At 37.5% G+C, this 19,791-nt stretch carries 21 protein-coding genes and 1 pseudogene; 5 read left to right on the top strand and 17 right to left on the bottom strand.

The window, feature by feature from the left end; all coding sequences use genetic code 11:
• Window positions 1-29 precede the first annotated feature (29 nt).
• The 10 genes and pseudogenes from ltrA to ABE41_RS08645 form a co-directional block, all read right to left on the bottom strand.
• Window positions 30-1,286 (bottom strand): annotated as a pseudogene (ltrA, locus tag ABE41_RS08690) (group II intron reverse transcriptase/maturase).
• A 603-nt stretch (window positions 1,287-1,889) separates the two neighbouring features.
• A complete protein-coding gene (cysC, locus tag ABE41_RS08685; protein ID WP_066288882.1) occupies window positions 1,890-2,492 on the bottom strand; it encodes an adenylyl-sulfate kinase in 603 nt (200 codons plus the stop codon).
• A gap of 3 nt (window positions 2,493-2,495) precedes the next feature.
• Complete coding sequence (gene sat, locus ABE41_RS08680; RefSeq protein WP_083207740.1) at window positions 2,496-3,626, bottom strand: sulfate adenylyltransferase; 1,131 nt, start codon at window positions 3,624-3,626, stop codon at window positions 2,496-2,498.
• A 32-nt stretch (window positions 3,627-3,658) separates the two neighbouring features.
• The gene (locus ABE41_RS08675) at window positions 3,659-4,567 is read right to left on the bottom strand and encodes an NAD-dependent epimerase/dehydratase family protein (protein ID WP_083207739.1); all 909 of its coding nucleotides are present in this window, start codon (window positions 4,565-4,567) and stop codon (window positions 3,659-3,661) included.
• Window positions 4,560-5,384: a dTDP-4-dehydrorhamnose reductase family protein gene (locus tag ABE41_RS08670; protein WP_066288877.1), complete on the bottom strand. Its 825-nt coding sequence runs from the start codon at window positions 5,382-5,384 to the stop codon at window positions 4,560-4,562. The genes ABE41_RS08675 and ABE41_RS08670 overlap by 8 nt, the downstream gene beginning before the upstream one ends.
• Window positions 5,381-6,367 (bottom strand): polysaccharide biosynthesis protein, encoded by a 987-nt coding sequence (locus ABE41_RS08665; RefSeq protein WP_066288874.1) that lies wholly within the window; start codon window positions 6,365-6,367, stop codon window positions 5,381-5,383. Before ABE41_RS08665 ends, ABE41_RS08670 begins: the two co-directional genes overlap by 4 nt.
• Complete coding sequence (wecB, locus tag ABE41_RS08660; protein WP_066288873.1) at window positions 6,360-7,451, bottom strand: non-hydrolyzing UDP-N-acetylglucosamine 2-epimerase; 1,092 nt, start codon at window positions 7,449-7,451, stop codon at window positions 6,360-6,362. The genes ABE41_RS08665 and wecB overlap by 8 nt, the downstream gene beginning before the upstream one ends.
• A gap of 147 nt (window positions 7,452-7,598) precedes the next feature.
• On the bottom strand, window positions 7,599-8,306 hold the full coding sequence (locus ABE41_RS08655) for a glycosyltransferase (RefSeq protein WP_066288870.1): 708 nt from the start codon (window positions 8,304-8,306) through the stop codon (window positions 7,599-7,601).
• A gap of 15 nt (window positions 8,307-8,321) precedes the next feature.
• Window positions 8,322-9,239, bottom strand: coding sequence for a glycosyltransferase (locus tag ABE41_RS08650; RefSeq protein WP_066288868.1), 918 nt, complete (start codon window positions 9,237-9,239; stop codon window positions 8,322-8,324).
• A gap of 70 nt (window positions 9,240-9,309) precedes the next feature.
• On the bottom strand, window positions 9,310-9,552 hold the full coding sequence (locus ABE41_RS08645) for a hypothetical protein (RefSeq protein WP_066288867.1): 243 nt from the start codon (window positions 9,550-9,552) through the stop codon (window positions 9,310-9,312).
• Window positions 9,553-9,827: 275 nt separating this feature from the next.
• Between ABE41_RS08645 and ABE41_RS08640 the strand changes: the two genes are divergently transcribed.
• Window positions 9,828-10,169, top strand: coding sequence for a hypothetical protein (locus ABE41_RS08640; protein ID WP_066288864.1), 342 nt, complete (start codon window positions 9,828-9,830; stop codon window positions 10,167-10,169).
• A 111-nt stretch (window positions 10,170-10,280) separates the two neighbouring features.
• Here ABE41_RS08640 and fabI read toward each other — a convergent pair whose 3' ends face one another.
• From fabI to ABE41_RS08630, 3 genes are all read right to left on the bottom strand, one after another.
• A complete protein-coding gene (gene fabI / locus ABE41_RS08635) occupies window positions 10,281-11,060 on the bottom strand; it encodes an enoyl-ACP reductase FabI (protein WP_066288861.1) in 780 nt (259 codons plus the stop codon).
• Between the two features lie 115 nt (window positions 11,061-11,175).
• The gene (locus ABE41_RS21225) at window positions 11,176-11,322 is read right to left on the bottom strand and encodes a hypothetical protein (protein WP_172827344.1); all 147 of its coding nucleotides are present in this window, start codon (window positions 11,320-11,322) and stop codon (window positions 11,176-11,178) included.
• Between the two features lie 86 nt (window positions 11,323-11,408).
• The gene (locus tag ABE41_RS08630) at window positions 11,409-13,253 is read right to left on the bottom strand and encodes a monovalent cation:proton antiporter family protein (protein ID WP_066288859.1); all 1,845 of its coding nucleotides are present in this window, start codon (window positions 13,251-13,253) and stop codon (window positions 11,409-11,411) included.
• A 151-nt stretch (window positions 13,254-13,404) separates the two neighbouring features.
• On the opposite strand from ABE41_RS08630, the gene ABE41_RS08625 reads away from it, so the two are divergent.
• Both ABE41_RS08625 and prpE read left to right on the top strand, forming a co-directional pair.
• Window positions 13,405-14,562 (top strand): FtsW/RodA/SpoVE family cell cycle protein, encoded by a 1,158-nt coding sequence (locus tag ABE41_RS08625; RefSeq protein WP_066288855.1) that lies wholly within the window; start codon window positions 13,405-13,407, stop codon window positions 14,560-14,562.
• Window positions 14,563-14,627: 65 nt separating this feature from the next.
• Window positions 14,628-15,368 (top strand): bis(5'-nucleosyl)-tetraphosphatase PrpE, encoded by a 741-nt coding sequence (prpE, locus tag ABE41_RS08620; protein WP_066288853.1) that lies wholly within the window; start codon window positions 14,628-14,630, stop codon window positions 15,366-15,368.
• Window positions 15,369-15,570: 202 nt separating this feature from the next.
• Here prpE and ABE41_RS08615 read toward each other — a convergent pair whose 3' ends face one another.
• From ABE41_RS08615 to ABE41_RS08600, 4 genes are read right to left on the bottom strand one after another with little or no spacing between them, the layout of a single operon-like run.
• A complete protein-coding gene (locus ABE41_RS08615; protein WP_066288851.1) occupies window positions 15,571-16,467 on the bottom strand; it encodes an RluA family pseudouridine synthase in 897 nt (298 codons plus the stop codon).
• A gap of 1 nt (window position 16,468) precedes the next feature.
• On the bottom strand, window positions 16,469-17,263 hold the full coding sequence (locus ABE41_RS08610) for an NAD kinase (protein ID WP_066288848.1): 795 nt from the start codon (window positions 17,261-17,263) through the stop codon (window positions 16,469-16,471).
• 14 nt (window positions 17,264-17,277) lie between these two features.
• Window positions 17,278-17,925, bottom strand: coding sequence for a GTP diphosphokinase (locus tag ABE41_RS08605; RefSeq protein ID WP_066288845.1), 648 nt, complete (start codon window positions 17,923-17,925; stop codon window positions 17,278-17,280).
• Window positions 17,922-18,320, bottom strand: coding sequence for a UPF0738 family protein (locus ABE41_RS08600; RefSeq protein WP_253805462.1), 399 nt, complete (start codon window positions 18,318-18,320; stop codon window positions 17,922-17,924). Before ABE41_RS08600 ends, ABE41_RS08605 begins: the two co-directional genes overlap by 4 nt.
• A gap of 127 nt (window positions 18,321-18,447) precedes the next feature.
• Here ABE41_RS08600 and ABE41_RS08595 point away from each other — a divergent pair, with 127 nt between their 5' ends.
• Together ABE41_RS08595 and ABE41_RS08590 are read left to right on the top strand one after the other, a co-directional pair.
• Window positions 18,448-19,029, top strand: a complete 582-nt coding sequence (locus tag ABE41_RS08595; RefSeq protein WP_066288842.1) for a CYTH domain-containing protein — start codon at window positions 18,448-18,450, stop codon at window positions 19,027-19,029.
• A gap of 62 nt (window positions 19,030-19,091) precedes the next feature.
• Window positions 19,092-19,760 (top strand): lytic transglycosylase domain-containing protein, encoded by a 669-nt coding sequence (locus tag ABE41_RS08590; RefSeq protein WP_066288839.1) that lies wholly within the window; start codon window positions 19,092-19,094, stop codon window positions 19,758-19,760.
• Window positions 19,761-19,791: the final 31 nt, after the last annotated feature.

Raw genomic sequence — 19,791 nt, 5'->3', positions numbered from 1 at the left:
ACGTACGGTTCCGTATACGGCGGTTCCTGTTAAGTCTGACGTAGAGAATCGTATCTCGCGGTTAAACTCTTTAGCCCTCGGGAGAGCCAATAGGCTTTCCCGAGGGTTTTGTGTAGGATTGGGCTTTTTGCAATACGCCAATAACCCTTCCTCGAGTTTCCCCATTCATAAGCTTTATCGTTGCGAACTCCTAAACTGCTCAGATTTCTTACCCTAGTTCTCGGGTTCTTCCATTCTTTCCAGCGTATCATTCGAAGTCTTCGACTTAGCCATGCCTCGAGTCTCACTATTATAGAGCGTGTTTCGGCTAGAGAGTAATAACTCATCCAGCCCACCAGATATTTGTTTAGCTCTCTGATTCTACGCTCCATAGTTATCGAGCATCTTCTACTCGTTAGTTCTCGAATTTTCTTCTTGAACCGTTTGATAGAGGAAGGTGATATTCGCACTTTAGGTTCTTTATGGTTCGTGAAACTGAAGCCCAGGAACTTTCTTCTCCAAGGGCGGTCACGGCACTTTTGGTACGGTTAACTTTTAGCTTCAGTTTCTTTTCGATGAATGACGTTATGGCGTTCATAACCCGTTCGCCAGCTCTTCTTGATTTCACATAGATATTGCAATCATCCGCATACCTTACAAAGCGATGACCTCTACGTTCCAATTCTTTATCCAATTCGTCTAGCACGATGTTTGAGAGAAGAGGACTCAGGGGACCACCTCGAGGTGTTCCTTCGACGTTCATCGTCGTTAGCCCGTTCTCCATAATCCCTGCTTGTAAGTACCTTCGGATAACTTTAATGAGAGAAACGTCTGTTATGGTTCGCGCCAATGTTGTCATCAGCCGGTCATGGTTGACCTTGTCGAAGAACTTTTCTAAGTCAATATCTACAACCCAACGATATCCTTCTCGGATATAAGATTGAGCGAGCTTGACCGCGTCATGTGCACGTTTTCCTGGTCGAAATCCGAAGCTGCACGGTGAGAATGTCGGGTCGTACATCGGAGTTAAAGCTTGGGTAATCGCTTGTTGGATGAAAACGATCGGTCACGGTCGGGATACCTAGTTTCCTTACTCCACCGTCTGGTTTCGGGATTTCGACTCGACGTACGGGAGAAGGGATATAGGTTCCTGACAGAAGAGAACTTTTCAGGTCGTTCCAGTTCTCCACCATATGCGCTCGTAGGTTTTGTACAGGCATTTGGTCGACTCCGTGGCTCCCTTTATTCTTTTCTACACGTTTTAGTGCACGCAAAGTGTTCTCGCGTGACACGATTCGTTCCATCATTAGATATTCCTCCTGCGTGAATGTTCTTCCTGTTTGCGTCATCTTCATTCTCCACCCTCTTGAAGTCCCCGACGGGACTCACCGTCTCCTCCTTCAAGTAGGCATTTCTTTTCTGTTTCATCAAATGAGATGTACGTGCAGGTGCCATTCTTCCTAACAAGTTCAGCCCTTCCTTCGCGAGATGCAAAGTACTATGGCTTCTGCTGACTTCCTGCCGTTCAACGTCATCTCACAACGACGCTTACCATGAGTGCATGGCGTGCCGGCAGGCTCTCCCCGGGTAAGGATACAGACTTTCCTTCCATGTCCCCACTTCATTTACTTTGTGACACCTTTGGCAGTAAGGACTTTGACTTGTAATGCAGTCTCATCCAATGTCACCTAGCCTCGTATGAAGTTCGTGTTCCTTGGGGCGGAAGTTTGCCGCCGACTTCCTTCAGCTATGCGAGTCGCCTCACATCGCCTTGTCTTAAGCTACTGCTACTACTGCCTTCACAGTTCGGGACTTGCACCCTATAGCCTGTACCCATGCCGGGCACACATTCAAAAAGCCGGAACAAAATAGGTTCCGGCTTTCGTGCATCGTTATGATACCCTTTCATGTTATTTATTTGTTATTAGCAGCTTTTCATGTATAAAATTAATGAGTTTAGTAGTACATTCCTCTAAATTATTTTCCATGGTATTAATTATGAGATCCGGATATTCTGGGACTTCGTATGGGGCCCCAATCCCTGTAAATTCATTTAACTTTCCTTCGCGAGATTTTTTGTACAATCCTTTTGGGTCTCTTTTTTCACATTCTTCTATTGGACATTCAACATATATTTCATAAAACTCAAATTCCTCAAATAGGTCTCGAACAAATTTTCTATCTGCTTCAAACGGAGAAACAAATGCAGATAAGACCACGAGTCCAGCATCTACAAAAAGTTTAGAAACTTCTCCTATCCTTCTTATATTTTCTTTTCGGTCTTCATTTGTAAAACTAAGGTCTGCATTTAAGCCATGCCGTACGTTATCTCCATCAAGTAGGTAGGTAGAATAATTTAAGTGGTATAGTTCTTGTTCTATTCTGTTGGCTAATGTAGATTTTCCAGATCCGGATAGACCTGTAAACCAAAAAACTGCACTTTTGTGACCATGTTTGATTTGGCGGTCTGCTTTAGTAATATTCGTTTTATACCAAAAAATATTTTTCTCCATATTTCACCTTTCATTTGACTTGTATTTTTTCATGCCGGCAATAAGTACTTCAGCAACTTCTTTCCTAGTAAACTCTTTTGGCGGAATTATTCCTTTCCTAAGTAATTCTCTTACTTTTGTACCAGAAAAAATAATGTGAGAATCAGAATTATGCGGACAAGTCTTTAAAGAGGCTACTTGCTGACATTCTTTGCAATAGAAACTGTGTTCAAAATATAAGGGAGTTATTCCTAATTCTTCTAAAGTGAATTTTTGAAAGATTCGCTGTGCATCATATGTTCCATAAAAGTTTCCAACCCCTGCATGATCTCTTCCCACAACAAAATGGGTACATCCATAATTCCTCCTAACGATTGCATGGAACAAGGCTTCTCTTGGTCCGGCATATCTCATGCTTGCTGGAAAGACACCAAGTAACACACGGTCTTTTGGATAATACTGATCTATTAGAATTTCATAACTCTTCATTCTTACTTCAGGTGGAATATCATCAGCTTTTGTTTTGCCTACAAGCGGATGTATAAAAAGACCATCAACGGTTTCGAGTGCACATTTTTGTAGATATTCATGTGCACGATGAATGGGATTACGAGTCTGAAAACCTACAATTGTTTTCCAGCCTTTTTTTTCAAAAAACTTACGTATTTCTTTTGGAGTATGGGGGTATTCATGAAATGGGGTTCTAACATTCTGTTTCATAAAAATTTTTCCGCCTACATAGTAAGATTTACGATCAAACACCATTCTGACTCCTGGATGATTCAGATCATCGGTTAAGAAAACTTTTTTTACTTCTTCAACCTGATCCGTTTTGTAGATATCCGCAACCTCAATCTCTCCATAGATGAATTGATTAAAAGAGAGCTGAACCTTGTCACCGATTAACAAATTTTGCACTTCTTCTCTAGACGCTGGGAGTACGATTGGAAGACTCCATACTTCCCCATTACTTAGACGCATATTATCTAAGCAGCTTTTATAATCACTCTCTACCATAAAACCCTTTAGAGGGTCATAAGCTCCTATATGAATCATGTAAAGATCTGAAAAAGCGACTTCATCCAATTCTATTTTTTTTGTAAAGTTTTCACCTTTTTGTTCTTTCAAATTTTTCCACCTGTTCCCTATTATTATTGGCTTACCACAGAATTTACGAAGAGGATTTGCTATTCAGCTTCTTCTCTTACATATAAGAAAATATCTTCAATGGAGTCTTCAAAAGAAATAATAGGTTTCCACCCTAATGCAACAATTGCCTCTCCATTTGAAGATTTATAAATATCAGGTTTGGTATTTTCTTGTTGTTGAATGATTAAATCATGTTTTGTATGTCCGTTAATTAACGAAATAACATTTTCAAGTGTACGAGGATAACCTGAAGTAATTTCATATTCTTCTCCATGTAATCCTTTTTGAAGCAATATTTCGTAAGCTCTGACTGCATCTCGAACATCAAGGAAATCCCGTGTATTCTGAAGGTTTGTTACTTCAATGATCGGTTTGCCTTTTCCTTTTTCTGCAGAAACGATCTTCTCTACCAATATCCTGCATATTCCTTTAGAGGGACCTGGACCAATAAGATTAGAAGGTTTGGCTATTACTACATTTAACGAAAAAAGAGCAGACCAATATTCAGCTAATAATTTTTGGATTAATTTAGTAACTCCATATGGATGATTAGGTAGTTCTTTTTCTTGGGGAGAAAACTGCAGTAAGGATGTGGTTATGACTATTTTGGTTCGAGGGGAAACACTTCGAACTGCTTCCAGTAAATGAAGTGTATTTATAACATTCGAATTAAAATAAGAAAATGGATCTTCCCATGATTCTGTAACAGAATTACTCCCAGCTAAATGGAGGACATAATCTGGTCTGATTTTTTTTACCGCGTTTAAAATACTTTGATAACATTGCAAATCTATCTGTAATTTATTCCATTGTCCGTTATTTACGTTTATTAAATTTCTATAGATACCAGTAACCTCATAGTTGTTTTTATAAAAATAGGAGCATGCATGAATACCTGTAAATCCTCCCGCACCTGTAATTAAAATAACGGGCTTTGGTTTACTCACACTCCATCCATTCCTTTAGCTCATCCAGCATCTGATTGTATGATGGAACAGTATATTGAAAATCATTCCGGGTACATTGAAGCGTTTTATTACAGAATTCAGTCTGATAGGGATAAATATTTACATCGTTCTTTTTAAATACAGATTGGAAAAGTTTTAGTAATTCGTATTTAGAAATAATTTTTGGTGCAGTTAATTGATAAAGACCTATAAGATCCTGTTCAATACTTGCTGCTATCGCTTTGGAAAGCTCTAAAGTAGTAACCCCATTCCAGAACACATTCGTATATCCCTTTATATCTCCTTTTTGCTTCATGAACCATTGAAAAAGTCCTATACCATTTTTTTGTTCAGGACCCACAATAGAGGTACGAAGAGTCAAGTGCCGACCTGTTGTTACCTCTCCAAGTGTTTTAGTTCTGGCATAGATTGAAGTACCATCTGGAATTGATGTTTCTGTATAGTTTCCTTTAGATCCACTAAATAAACAATCTGTACTGATCGCTATTAGTTTGCCTCCATACAAATCTAGCAATGAGGAGATAAAATGGGGTAAATAGCTATTTATAAGTATTGCCTGATTCTTGTTTTTTTCAGCAAATTCATTTAATATTCCCACACAGTTAATCACGATGTCAGGTTTCGTACTTAATAGTAATTCTCTTACTCTTTCTAAGTTCATAACATCTAAAAAATACCCTTCTGCATCTTCAAGATCTCTCGAAGTGTGAGAGATATGATAGGGTGTGTTTTTCTTTAAAAAAGAAGTAACCATATGTCCGGCCATTCCTTTTCCTCCAAGAACGAGTACCCTCACGATAAAAAACCGCCCTTGATGAGCATATTTCTAATCTCATCCTTCGACATTAAATTTTCTGCAGAACTATAGCTATCCAATTCTACCTTTTTAAAAGAGGCGTAGTATTCTTTAAGGTCTTTAATATCGATTGCAGGCAAAATAACAAAGTATTCTTCATCATAATAGACTGTGGTTGTACTCTCATATTCAGATAGTAAAAGTTCATGCAGCTTTTCACCAGGCCTGATTCCTAACTCAACCATTTTAATGTTGGTTTTACCAGATTCTTCGATAAGAACTTCTGCTAGATCAGTAATTTTACATGTCGGCATCTTCATTACAAATATTTCTCCCCCACGGCTCTCATAGGTAGCTTTAAAAAGGAGCTGGATGGCATCTTGAAGGGTTAAAAAGAAGCGTGTCATCCTTTTATCGGTAATTCCTACTTCTCCCTTTTTGTTTATTTGATCTTTAAAAACATGTATTACACTTCCATTCGTTCCTAAAACATTCCCTCCTCTGACACATACAAATTTTGTACCGGAATCTAATAGATTGGCATGTATGATTAATTTTTCTCCGATCGCTTTAGTCATCCCGTAAAAATTTGAAGGATTAGCAGATTTGTCTGTAGAAATATAAATGACCTTCTTCACTTTATTCAGAATGGCTGCTTCAATTACACATTGTGTTCCAATGATATTTGTTTTTAATGCTTCATAAGGTTGATGTTCACAAATAGGAACGTGTTTAAGAGCTGCTAAATGATAGACATAATCTACATTCTCGCTTGCCTTAACTATGGCTTGTTTATCACGAATATCGCCAATTATAAATTTTAATTTATTGTTGTTATCAAACTGTCTCTGCATGGCTACTTGACTTGCTTCATTCCTTGATAAAATCCGAATTTCTTTCGGGTTTTTTGGTAACAGTTGATTTACGAGCTCATGTCCCCATGAGCCTGTCCCACCTGTGATTAAAATAATGCTATTAAACAAAACTATTTCCTCCTAAAATAAATTTCACGACTTTACTTGATACATCAAGATCATCGTATCCGGCTGGAAGCTGCCATTGGTTGGATTGCATAACCATTACCTTAACTGCTTTCAAGATCTGATGCGCGTTAACACCTGAGACAGTATTACTGCCACAATCTATAGTCTCTGGTCTCTCTGTACTATCTCTAATAGTTACTGTAGGCACGCGAAAAATACAGCATTCCTCTTGGACTGTTCCACTATCTGTTAATACACAGTAAGCGTTCTTTTCTAAATGTACAAAATCAAAAAAACCAAAAGGTTCATAGAACTCTACTAAGGTGTTCATTTTAGTGTTTGTTAAATTCTCAATTCTTGATTTTGTACGAGGGTGAATGGAACAAATAACCCGTTTTTTATAAGTTTGTGCAACAAGGTTTAATCCTTCTAAAATTTGGTTCAACGAGTAAGGATCATCCACATTTTCTGCACGGTGTGTAGTAACGAGAAAATATTCGTTTTTTATTAAAGCAAGTTCATTTAAAATAGAACTTTGGTCGATCTGATTTTCGAAAGATCGTAACACTTCAAATATAGGATTGCCTGATAGCATAATGCGGTTTACAGGGACTCCTTCTTTTAGGAGATTCTGTTTACTTTGAGGAGTGTAGGGCAGATTAAAGGAAGATATACTATCGATAATTTTTCTATTTTTCTCTTCTGGTACCCTCAGATCATAACACCGGTTACCTGCTTCCATGTGAACGACTGGAATATTCATTCTCTCAGCTAATATAGCTGCCATTGCACTATTTGTATCTCCCAATACCAGCATTTTATCTGGCTTTTCATTAAGCAAAATTTTTTCCAGTTCCAAAAACATATTTGATAATTGATTACCTAAAGATGGATGTTTTACAGTAAGCGTATAATCAGGAAGACGTACATTCATTTCCTTAAAGAAGACTTCGCTTAATGTATAAGTGAAGTTTTGCCCGGTATGAACGAGAATGTGCTTATCTGCTAAATCATCTAATTTCTGAATGACCAGACTTAGTCTGATAATTTCTGGTCGAGTACCTAGCACAGTCAGTATTTTCATATATTTTTATTACCTCCAACTCAACAAAAACTAGATATACTAAAATATGAATTTTTCAACTTTTTGAAAGGGACACATGTACTTATTAATAAAAAACGGCATATAACTACACCTTTTTTTAGTATATAAAGCGTTTTACTATTTGAATTACCGATAAAGCATCTTTAATGTATGATTAATAGCATCTTTATGTCGTCTAATTGTTTCTTGAATCTCAACCCGCTGTTCTTTTTTGTACTTTTTTGTACCCATATTTACATGCATTCTATAATGAATTAATGGTTCGGAAAAGTAATGGAATTTATACCTTGGTACTATTCGAAGCCAATAATCATAGTCTTGTGTAAACTTTAAAGATTCATCAAATAATCCAAATTCTTTAAATATCTCCATTTTCATCATCACCGTGCAACCATTTATGAAACAACGTCTTCTTAAGATTCTTAAAAATTGTTTATTATCATGAAAATAAACCCCCATAGGGCTAGATATTTTTTTTCCCAGTTCATTGATTACAAAATAATTTGTATAACTAACCATAGCACCCGTTGTGTGCATAAATTGCAGCTGTTTTTCTATTTTTTGAGGATAATAGATATCATCAGAACTTAACCATGCAAAATAGCTACCCGTTGCATGACGTATCCCTAGATTTAAAGCTGAGCCAGTTCCTCCATTTGGTTTTTCCAAATATTTTATTTGGTTCAGAAATGGTTTGATTTTTTCCACATGTTTCGTCGAGCCATCGTTAACGACTATAATTTCTATATTCTTATAAGTTTGACTCAAGGCACTCTTTATTGCTTGGTCAATGTATGCACAATTGTAAAATGGTATGATGATGCTAACCTTCATTTCCCTGACCTCTCCTTACAAGATAACTCTCTTAATGCAATGCAAAAGTTCTCCAACTCTAATCTCTACCGTGTGACGTTTCATTACCATTTCATAACCTTGTAATGAAATTTTTTTACGCAGATTTTCATTTTCATTTAAATATCTTGCTTTTTCTAATACATTAGAAGGATTTGCTGCTATGAATGTAACACCATCAATAAATCCAAGATCAGTTAATTCTTTTGATGCGGAAGCTATTAGTAAAGTGTTACAGGCTAAAGCTTCAAAATACTTCATTACCGGATAGTGATAGGTTGAATCACACGTAAAAAACATCTTAGCTCGATTTAATTCCATCGCATATTCATGACCTTTAATTCCCGCTCTAGTTGGAAGCATCTTATAGCCAGGGTGCTGGTGAGTAATAAAGCCAGGTTCTTTTTTCAATTGATGTAAAAAACTGTTTCGGACTGGATATAAGTGTGGGAAAACTGCGCCCATCATTAAATAGTTAATTGATTTTGGAATTTTATAATCTTTAAAAATACTGTGGTTAATAAAATGAGGAAGCCAAACCATTTTTGGAGCAAGTTTTGGGTACCATTTAAGAAAAGCATCCCGGTAATGTGTAAATACCAACTGAATATTTCCTTGTTCGATAAATTTCTTCCTATGAAATTTTCTGTAATGTATCTCATGCATGATAATGCCTTTCGGGATTGATGTTAAGTTCAGTCCGAAAATCCTAGGGGAATAATCCGGATGGTAATCATTTAACAATATGAAGTCTGGTTTAAATGGTAAGTTTGCTAATATATCAAGAATCGATCCTTCAGTTGACCAAATCATCAAATTTGTTCTTTTTGATAATTCTTCTATCAAATAGCAACTGCTTCTTTCCAGATATTTTGACCTATCTTTTGTTATGAATAATAGATTTATTTTTTTCATTAATTGTCACCTAATATTTATTTGTATTTAAATGAAAAGGCTCCTTTCAAAGGAGCCTTATTGTCGCACATTAAGTAACTAAGTCAAGTGCTACAATCTTGTCGATAACAACCACGATGTCACCAATGATGGCTCCAGATGCGGCCTGATTAAATGTTACAGTGTTCCCACTAACTTTCTTTACAGTTACACCCGTTAAATCTGGTTCTCCAGGAATTTGTGTTCCTAAAACAAAAACCTCATTAATAACTTGTCCAGAAGCAGCTAGAAATGCTAACTGTGCTCTAAGTGCTAAACGATCTACAATTGGCATACTAAATTATCCCCTTTCATTTTAAAAAACTAGCAATAAATACTAGTCCTTATTGTATATGTAAAAGGTGGACAGGTTGTTTGGACGAATAACGTATAACTTAAAAATATTTTTAATAATGTACGAACACATGGACAACCTTTAGGCATTTACATATTTTCATAGAAATAGGTTTATTTCTCATTCCAATATTACCAATTATTGTATATAGTATATTAACCCTGATCGAGGAATCAGGTACATGTATCTCATTCAATAAAGGAGGCAACATTTTAATGAGCCTAATCAAAAACTCTTGTTGCGGTAATGGTCAAGCAGCAGGAACTCAAAGACTAAATGGTTGTGTTAGCGAACTTTTAAATCAGTTGGCGAACGGTAACAATAACTTTTGTTCCCTTGGACAAAACAATCGTGTTCTAATTATTCCTAGAGGAGCAGTATCTCCATTAGACTTAGGAGGAGCAACAACTCCAACCGAATTTACACTAATACGTTTTGACGTAGCAACAAGTTGTGCTGTGTTCACGTATGCTGATGTTGATGGAACTGGTGCAGCAATTACTAGAACGTATGTTACAGATTCTCGTTGTATCTGCGGTATTGTCTGCGTAGCTTAATTAGTACAAATCCTCTTTTCCAGGACATGCCCCCAATGTGAGCGGCAGCCAGATGCAAATAAAAAACCCCGAATCCCATCGTGAGCATTCGGGGTTTTTGCATGAAATTAATTATCGAGCAATTGTGTTATAGCCGCTATCCACGTGAAGAATCTCACCTGTAATTCCGCGTGCTAAGTCACTCATTAAGAAAAGGGCGGCATCTCCTACCTCTTCTTGTGTATTTGCTTTTCTAAGCGGAGATCTTTCTTCAATCTCTTTTAATACAGAGTTGAAGTCTCCAATTCCTTTTGCAGCAAGTGTTCTGATTGGTCCTGCTGAGATCGCATTCACACGAATTCCATCCTTCCCTACATCTGAAGCTAGATATTTCACGCTAGCATCAAGAGAAGCTTTCGCAACACCCATAACATTGTAGTTGGATACGACTCTTTCACCACCAAGGTAGGTTAATGTAACGACACTTCCGCCTTCTGTCATTAATGAGCGGGCTTCTTTTACAACAGCCGTAAGTGAGTAAGAAGAGATATTATGAGCTAGAAGGAACCCTTCACGTGTTGTATTCAAATATTCACCTTTTAACTCTTCCGTATTTGCAAATGCAATACAGTGTGCTAAACCGTGGATTACTCCAACTTCTTCTTTTAATTGAGCAAACGTCTTTTTGATTTCTTCATCATTTGTAATATCACAAGGCAAAACGATAGAATCGTTTCTTTCTAACGATTCCGCAAGATCACGTACGTTCTTTTCAAGCCTTTCACCCGCATATGTAAAGACTAAGCGCGCTCCTGCTTTTGATAGAGATTGAGCGATTCCCCAGGCAATGCTTCTTTTGTTTGCAACACCCATAACAACAAACGTTTTATCTTGTAATGATAGTTGATACATAAAAAATCTCCTCCCCATGGACTATGTTTCATTAAAATTAATAATTAGTAATTAGTATTTGTTATTAGTACCAAGTCCTAATTAGTATAACAGATAAAAAGAGAGAATTCACTAGTTAACCTTTGCTTGTCTCAATATTTTTCACTTCAAAACCGCATGAATGACAGCGGTAAATGACATTCTGGTTCGATTGGGCGATTAAAATCTCATCGTTAAGGTTATGCTGCGCCTCACAATTTGGGCAATAAACAGTTGGAATCATATAAATTTCACCTTTCTATTGTTTTATTACTAGCATGCTCCATTTTTCCAAAAATAAAAAAGCGCCGACATAAGCCAGCACTTTTATTATGAAAGAATCTCTCTCATCTGATGAACTTGTTGTTTGCTTCCTGTAACAACCATTTTATCTCCCAGCATGATTTCAGTGTCACCGTGAGGATTAATGGACTCTTTTCCTCTATAGATCCTAACAATAATACTGTCTCCCAGGAATGGGAAATTTCTTAATGCCGTGCGGTGATACGAACTGTTTCTTACAATGATTTCATTCAAGCTGTTGTCTTGAGTAGTAAGAATATCAACAACAGCAGGATTTTCTATTAACGCTTTTAATAAAACCTGTGATGAGAAATAAACTGAGTAAACTTCTATCCCCTCATCTTTTAATCCATCACGTTTTGATGGATCTTCTATGCGAGCAATAATTCTTTTTACTCCTTCTTCCTTTGCTAGGAGAGCAAGTTTTTCGTTTGTTTCATCCTGACCAGTTGCACAAATGATGACGTCTGTGTTAAATACATCTGCTTCCTTTAGTGTGTTTCCTTCATAATTTTCAAGTTCTTTTATATTGAAGCTTTCTAATTGCTTTTGGTCTTTTTCTTCTTGCTTTGTGTGGTAGATCCTTTGTTCAAATCTTGTTGTATCGAGCTCTGTTGTTAAAGGCAAGGTGAATTGATTAGCACCGACAATAACAAGCTGTTCTTTGGCTGCTTCCTCCTCTTCTTTCCGTGGGAAAAACTTTTTAAAAAAAATCGGTGTGATGATTGCACTGATAACTGCTGTTAATATTAGTGCGGAAGATGTTCTGGCATCTATAATCTCAATTCGTTCACCAATTTTTGCTGCTGCAATAACGAGTGACAGCGTGGAAGTTAATAGGAAACCAGCTGCAGTTACCGTTTTCCAGTCATACCATTTTCTTAAGTACAGAATTGGAAGGAACTTAGAAATTAACAATGCAACGAGCAGCAAGGGTATAAGTGCCAGTGCTTTAGGATCTGAGAAAATGGATCGGATATCAAGCTCTACCCCTACCATTACGAAAAAGATAGGTATTAAGAATCCATAACCAAATGAATCAAGCTTGTGTACAAGATGCTTATTAGGTGACAGAAGTGAAACAAGTACCCCGGCTAAGAATGCACCAAGGATATTTTCTGCCCCAACAGTTTCAGATAAACCGACTAATACTATAATCAGAGTAAATACTGCTCTTGTATCAAGCTGTATGGTTCCTTTAGACATAGTCTCAAGAAAAGATCGATGCCTCATCTGTTTGCCAACAAAGTATAAGATTACCCCTGCTGCAAATAAAATGAGCAGCAGCCACATTCTGCCTGGATCTCCTGATTGCATCGAAACAAAAAGAGCCAGAAGGATCATTGTAACAAGATCAGCAATGACAGCGACTAATAGTATGATCTGTCCGATTGTCGTTTTAGATAACTTTTCTTCTTTTAGTGTTGGTACCACAACACCTAATGATATTGTAGATATAACAAGAGTCATAAAGAACGCACTTTCCGCAAATCCTCCCCATACGAATAGAAGAGATAAACCGTATGAAAGGATTAGAATGAAAAGAAAAATCACTGATGAAACAAATATCCGATTCGGTTCTTTATTTTCTACTTTATTCTTCTTTTGATTATTTCCGCCAGCAAAGATACTAAAATCAATCTCAAGACCGCTTAAAAACATTAAAAAGATAAAGCCAAGGACTGATAGAATCTCTAGCCACGCGTCAGGATGGACAATATCAAAGCCGCTTTTTCCAAGAATAATCCCCGCAATGATTTCTGCTACAACAACAGGAATAACGCGTAATCGGAATTTGGTTAACAATATCGGTATAAAAAATGCGGTAAGAATAACTAATACTAATGAAGTAAAAGAAGCATGTTCTTCCATAGGACCTCCGTAAATTCCATGATATTATTGGTTTACTATATTAAACCCCAAAAAGAAAAGTCAAACGATTGTGCTCAAAATGATTTGCAAAGCTTGTGTTTTTAGGTAAGATAATACATGTTATTGTTTTACTTTAAGGAGTCGATCCCACATGCATAATAACCATAAATCTCCATGGCAGCAGCTTGATTACAATCTTTTGTTCATTTTGTTCCTCATGGTCATTACAAGTTGTATTGCCATCTACAGTGCTCAAATGATGGATCAGTATGGAAGCAACTTTGTAATCAAACAGCTAGTTTGGTACTTCATTGGCGGTATCGCTGTTGTAGGAGTAATGGTATTAGATTTCGATCAGTTCAGAAAGCTTTCCTGGTATTTGTACGGACTTGGAATATTACTGCTTCTCGGCATACTCGCTGCACCAGAGAGCATTGTTCCTAACATTAACGGTGCACAGAGCTGGTACAGATTTGGTCCCTTTGCCTTGCAGCCGTCAGAACTTGTAAAAGTTTCACTTGTTATTGCTATTGCAAATACAATAGCTACACATAATGAAAAGTATATTATCCGTACCATGCATGAAGACCTTTTATTGCTTGGGAAAATAGCCCTAATTGCCGGCTTCCCTACCCTTTTGGTTCTCATGCAGCCCGATCTTGGAACAAGTCTCGTCTTTATGGCGATCACAGGCAGTCTATTACTCGTATCGGGTGTGAGATGGAGAATTATTCTATTCCTTATTCTTTCCTTTATTCTGTTCATATCAATCCTAGTTTGGATATATTTTACCTTTCCGCAGTTTTTCGTAGATCATATCCTTGATCAATATCAGCTGAATCGTTTCTATGCTTGGCTGGAACCTTATGAACATAAAGATGCTGGATATCATACCCGTAACGCGTTGCTGGCAATTGGGAGCGGTATGCTTTTCGGTAAAGGCTTTACGGAAGGTTCCGTTTATCTTCCAGAAGCCCAGACTGACTTTATTTTCTCGATTATTGGTGAGGAATTTGGATTTTTAGGAACGAGTATCGTGATTTCATTATTCTTCCTAATGGTATACAGAATGATTAACACTGCACTTGAGAGCAACGAAGCTTTCGGCAGCTATTTATGTGCTGGAGTAATCGGAATGCTTACATTCCAAGTGTTCCAAAACATCGGTATGAACATACAAGTAATGCCGATCACCGGTATTCCGCTTCCGTTTATCAGTTATGGAGGCAGCTCGATACTTGCTTACATGATCGCCTTTGGACTCGTGTTAAACGTAAGGTCGAGAACAACCAAATATATGTTTGAATAACACCTGATTTTTCAGGTGTTTTTCTTATGTCATTGAAGTATCCTAAGATAGAATGAGGTGAAAATATGAAGTATGATATCATCGGCGACATCCATGGCTGTTTTAATGAATACCGGGAACTAACAGAAGTATTAGGCTATAATTGGGCTGACGGATTGCCTAAACACAAAGAAAACAGAAAACTCGTCTTCCTAGGAGATCTAACTGACAGAGGCCCTGAATCTATAAAAGTGATGGAACATGTCTATGAACTTGTTGATCAGAATCTTGCACTATACACACCAGGCAATCACTGTAATAAACTTTACCGGTATTTGTTGGGAAGAAATGTTCAGGTTAAGCACGGATTAGAAACTACTGTTGCTGAACTTGAAGAGCTCGATGCTGCTAAGCGAAAAGCTGTGAGTGAACATTTTTGCACCTTGTATGAAAATGCTCCTCTTTATTTAGAGCTTGATGAAGGTAATTTGGTAGTGGCTCACGCTGGCATCCGAGCCGATTATGTAGGACAGACAAGCAAAAAAGTAAAAACATTTGTATTGTATGGGGACATAACGGGTGAAACCAATCCAGATGGTTCACCTGTAAGGAGAGATTGGGCGAAGGAACACCATGGTGAGTTAACTATCGTTTATGGTCATACCCCTGTAGAAAACGTCCGCCATATAAAAAACACATGGAATATTGATACCGGATGTGTATTTGGCGGTAAGTTAAGTGCACTAAGGTACCCTGAGATGAAATCAGTTAGTGTACCTTCCACGATGCCGTTTGTACCTGAGAAATTTCGTTCATTTGATGATTAATACGAAAGGAGTGTTAGTTTTTAATAAACTACACTCCTTTTGTTTACATTAACTGATCTGGATCAAAACCTAGCATGATTAAATCTTGTTCATAAATTTCGAACACTAACCTTTTCGTTTCCGCATCATAGAAATTTTGATAAGGTGGCAGCGTACAGTTTCGAATTAATGTATATAAATTCACATCAGCAAAAAGTTAAATTTATTTTAATAACTTCCTCATATCATATGGCAAATCAACTTTGATCAAAACCTCTTTATCACTGAATGGATGTACAAATCTTGCAGTCTCGCTATGAAGCGCCTGGCGTTTAATTATGTCCCTACTTCCCCCATATAGGTCGTCTCCAATTAAAGGATGACCAATTGAGGCCATATGCACTCTGATTTGATGTGTTCTTCCTGTTTCAAGTTTAAGTCTGACGACTGAAATATGATAAATAGAAAGGTAATTTAATTTTTCATAGTGAGTGATCGAAGGCTGCCCATCTTCTCTTACCATTCGTTCAATAATACTGTCTGGTTTTCTTCCAATCGGACTTGTGATTGTCCCATTATCTTGCTCCAATTTTCCGTGAACGAGTGCAATGTATTCACGTTTGATTGTCTTCTCTCTTTGCTGCTTGGACATCAGTGAATGAGCAAACCGGTGTTTAGCAACCAGCACGATGCCTGATGTATCTTTGTCCAGCCTGTTAACTGCATGAAAAGTACCCGGAATATCATTTTGCTGATAATAGAACAAAACTCCTGCTGCAAGCGAACCTTTCGGCTGATAAAGGGAAGGTATAGTAGGCATTCCTGGTGGTTTATTTACTGCCAGAAAATGCTCATCTTCATATACGATATCGAGTGTAGTATTCTCTGCTTCCATAGATTCACTTTGTTTTTCAGGCGGAAAGTAAACTTTAACGACATCCCCTTTTGATAGAAAGGTCCTTACCGTTACTTCTTTTTCGTTCACAAAAAGAGCGCCGCCGTGAAACTTTATATCGGTCAGCGCTGCTTTAGATATTTGTTTACTTTTCAAAAACTCTCTCAATAAGACAGGTGCTTCAGCTTCAGTTACAACCCATGAAATTTCAAAAAACTTATTCATGCTATTCACTGACAAACGATTCTTTTACCCTCTTCCAGAATGGAAACGGTCGGAATCGGGCAAATCTTATTTTTTCTTCAGCAACTCTATATTGAATTGACTTGACTTTTTTCTGAACTAAAAACAGATGGTCTATCGTGATATGAAAATCCACATCGTTTACTGGCTTTAAAATACATGTATGGTGCTGTGGCAATACAAGCGGCGAACCTATTGTACGGAATACACGGTTGTTGATAGATGCCATCTCTGATAGCTGGATCGAAGCAAGAGACGGATGGATAATCGCACCGCCAAGAGCCTTATTGTAAGCAGTACTCCCTGAAGGTGTAGAGATACATAAGCCGTCCCCGCGGAATGTTTCGAACTTTTCACCCTTGATCTCTACATCCATAACAAGTGAACCTTCTACACTTTTCACCGTACATTCGTTGACTGCCAAATATCTTTTCTCGTCAATTCCATCAATGTACCGAACGGTTACTTCCAATAGAGGATATTCCACAATTTGAAAAGGTGTCTTTGCAATATGTATTACGAGTTTCTCCACCTCTTCAGGCAGCCAGTCTGCAAAAAATCCAAGATGGCCGGTATGAACACCAACAAACGCTGTCTGATCAATACGGTGTACATAATGATGGAAAGCATGAAGCAATGTTCCGTCACCGCCAACAGTAATCACGATTTCGGGTTCTTTTTCTTCATAAACTAATTCGAATTCTTCCAAATACGAACGGATTTTTTCCGTTAAGATATTTGATTTGCTATCGCCTTTTGAAATGATGGCAAATTTCATTCTCTCTCCATCCTTTATGATCCTAGATTGGTTTCACTGGATTTATCGTTGCGTTCCAAAAACACAAGCTGTGCTTCTTGGATTTCACCTTTGATCTGAGACATCTCCTCGTCCAGTCGGTTTGCCGCTTCAGCCGCTCTTTGCAGACGCTGACGAATATCTTCCGGGATCTGTCCGTGATACTTATAGTTCATCGAGTGTTCTATCGTCGCCCAAAAATTCATCGCAAGGGTTCTTACTTGAACTTCTACTAATATCTTTTTCTCACCGTCTAAAACTTGTACAGGATACTCAATAACTAGATGGTAAGACCTATAGCCGCTTGGCTTTTTATGTGTAATATAATCTCTTTCTTCAACAATCTTAAAATCGTTGCGCTGTCTGAGCAGATTAATTACGGTCGTAATATCATCAGTAAATTGACACATGATTCTTAAACCGGCTAAATCCTGTATTTCCTGCTCCAAACAGTTATCTGGAATATTTTTTTGATACGCTTTATTAACAATCGATTTAACTGGCTTCACTCTTCCTGTTACAAATTCTATAGGACAATGCTGGTTTGATCTTTCAAATTGTTCACGAATCCCGCGAAACTTAATTTTCAGTTCATCAACAGCTTGCTTATACGGAATTAATAGAGCTTCCCAGTCCATACTCATTGAGCTTTTTCCTCTGTACCAAAAATCCTAATCACTTCTTCTTCCATTTGCTGACCATAGTTTGCGTTACCTTGAATATTCTCAGTCAAATAATCCATTTCGCTAGAGAAAGCAGTTAATTCAAGCTCTTCTCCTTTTACATTTCGAATGACAACAGCAGCCCTTTCTAACAATGCTTTTTTTGCATCGGCCCAATGGCTGCTGCCTATCGCGATATGGATAAAGCCTTCATTGTTTTCGAGTACATAAATAAATGCTAAACCATCAGAATCAACAAGCATTCTCTCACTGTCTTTCCACTCGGAAAGCTGCTGGCTCACTTCATCTGATACATTTAAGTAAAGTTTGTTTTCTTCCCATGCAGTTGACTGCACATTCAATCGTAGTGGCATCATCTTAAAAACCTCCTGTTTCTTCACTAATAGTGTAACACAAAATAGGAATTTATTAAGAAATTGAGAAGCGGGTATTGCTATGAGATAATGTGTTTAACTTAATTTTGCAACAGGGGGGAATCCGGCTGTGTCACAAGAAATAGAGATCGAGTTTAAAAACTTATTAACATATGAAGAATTTTTACAGCTCATTAGTGCATTCGAGGTCCAAAAATCCGATTTTAATGAACAGACAAACTATTATTTTGATACAGAAGATTTTCAATTAAAGAATCATAAAAGCGCATTAAGAATTCGTTATAAAAAGAATACATACACTCTTACTTTAAAACAGCAGTTTGACAAACACATACTTGAAACCCATCAAACAATTGATAATGACATTTTTCCCAAAGTGCTTAGTGGAATGCCGCTCCCGGAAGGTGAAGTGACAGAAGAAATCCGCAAACTGAAAATTGATACTTCTGAAATAAAATTTTTAGGAGAATTAACAACGAACAGGGTCGAACTTCCTTACCGAGAGGGTTTACTCGTCCTAGATGAAAATCATTATTTAGGTAAAATCGACTATGAATTAGAATACGAATCTGCCGATTATAAGAAAGGACAGCAAAATTTTCTGGAGTTGTTAGAATCAAAAAACATTCCAGTACGTGAAACAAAAAGTAAGATCCATCGGTTCTTTGCAGAAAAAGCAGCAAAAATATAACCGTTGAAGGAATCAAATACTACAACGAGTTTCTTATCGTATTCCTATTAGGAGGAAACATCTTGAATATCCAATCTTTTAAAGCACTTATGGAAATCCAAGCTCTGCAGCAGCTCAATATAAATCCAATTTCATCTGATAACAGTGGTTCAGGGTCCAGCCCCTTTGCTGCATTGCTGAATGAAGCTTACTCGAAAGCGGGGGTAAACTCAAATTCAACATTGAGCATGAATCAGTTTGAGTCAATGAGCAGTCCCCTTTCTGTTAGATTACCTTTTGCTCCTGACCTATCGAATAGTATTACAGTGGATCCTATTTTCCAAGCCTCAGGCAAGATGAACATACCTTCCAAGAGTCTTGATGATTTGATTGAACGTACTGCCGAGAAATATGGTGTGAACGCAAATTTAATCCGCTCTGTCATTAAGCATGAGTCTAATTTCAAAAGTACAGCGCAAAGCCATGCAGGTGCACAAGGACTCATGCAGTTAATGCCTGCCACTGCTAAAAGTCTTGGAGTCACCAATTCTTTTGACCCCGTTCAAAATGTTGAGGCAGGAACTAAGTATTTGAAAATGATGCTCGAAAAGTATAATGGCAACGAGCAGCTCGCTCTTGCTGCTTATAACGCAGGACCCGGAAACGTAGATAAATATAATGGCATCCCTCCATTTAAGGAAACCATTGCCTATGTTAAAAAGGTCATGAATACATATAAGACGATGACTTAACCCTCCTTTTAGGAGGGTTTTCTTTTTGTCT

The sequence above is a fragment of the Fictibacillus arsenicus genome (genome assembly GCF_001642935.1).
Lineage (GTDB): Bacteria > Bacillota > Bacilli > Bacillales > Fictibacillaceae > Fictibacillus > Fictibacillus arsenicus_B.
This window is presented reverse-complemented; position numbering and strand designations above follow the sequence as displayed.

What these genes read in the sequence shown, in the direction of transcription:
- cysC (WP_066288882.1), bottom strand. Translation starts at nt 2,492, where the DNA reads ATGGAGAAAAATATTTTTTGGTATAAAACGAATATTACTAAAGCAGAC.
- wecB (WP_066288873.1), bottom strand. Translation starts at nt 7,451, where the DNA reads ATGAAAATACTGACTGTGCTAGGTACTCGACCAGAAATTATCAGACTA.
- ABE41_RS08655 (WP_066288870.1), bottom strand. Translation starts at nt 8,306, where the DNA reads ATGAAGGTTAGCATCATCATACCATTTTACAATTGTGCATACATTGAC.
- ABE41_RS08650 (WP_066288868.1), bottom strand. Translation starts at nt 9,239, where the DNA reads ATGAAAAAAATAAATCTATTATTCATAACAAAAGATAGGTCAAAATAT.
- ABE41_RS08645 (WP_066288867.1), bottom strand. Translation starts at nt 9,552, where the DNA reads ATGCCAATTGTAGATCGTTTAGCACTTAGAGCACAGTTAGCATTTCTA.
- ABE41_RS08640 (WP_066288864.1), top strand. Translation starts at nt 9,828, where the DNA reads ATGAGCCTAATCAAAAACTCTTGTTGCGGTAATGGTCAAGCAGCAGGA.
- fabI (WP_066288861.1), bottom strand. Translation starts at nt 11,060, where the DNA reads ATGTATCAACTATCATTACAAGATAAAACGTTTGTTGTTATGGGTGTT.
- ABE41_RS21225 (WP_172827344.1), bottom strand. Translation starts at nt 11,322, where the DNA reads ATGATTCCAACTGTTTATTGCCCAAATTGTGAGGCGCAGCATAACCTT.
- ABE41_RS08630 (WP_066288859.1), bottom strand. Translation starts at nt 13,253, where the DNA reads ATGGAAGAACATGCTTCTTTTACTTCATTAGTATTAGTTATTCTTACC.
- ABE41_RS08625 (WP_066288855.1), top strand. Translation starts at nt 13,405, where the DNA reads ATGCATAATAACCATAAATCTCCATGGCAGCAGCTTGATTACAATCTT.
- prpE (WP_066288853.1), top strand. Translation starts at nt 14,628, where the DNA reads ATGAAGTATGATATCATCGGCGACATCCATGGCTGTTTTAATGAATAC.
- ABE41_RS08615 (WP_066288851.1), bottom strand. Translation starts at nt 16,467, where the DNA reads ATGAATAAGTTTTTTGAAATTTCATGGGTTGTAACTGAAGCTGAAGCA.
- ABE41_RS08610 (WP_066288848.1), bottom strand. Translation starts at nt 17,263, where the DNA reads ATGAAATTTGCCATCATTTCAAAAGGCGATAGCAAATCAAATATCTTA.
- ABE41_RS08605 (WP_066288845.1), bottom strand. Translation starts at nt 17,925, where the DNA reads ATGAGTATGGACTGGGAAGCTCTATTAATTCCGTATAAGCAAGCTGTT.
- ABE41_RS08600 (WP_253805462.1), bottom strand. Translation starts at nt 18,320, where the DNA reads ATGATGCCACTACGATTGAATGTGCAGTCAACTGCATGGGAAGAAAAC.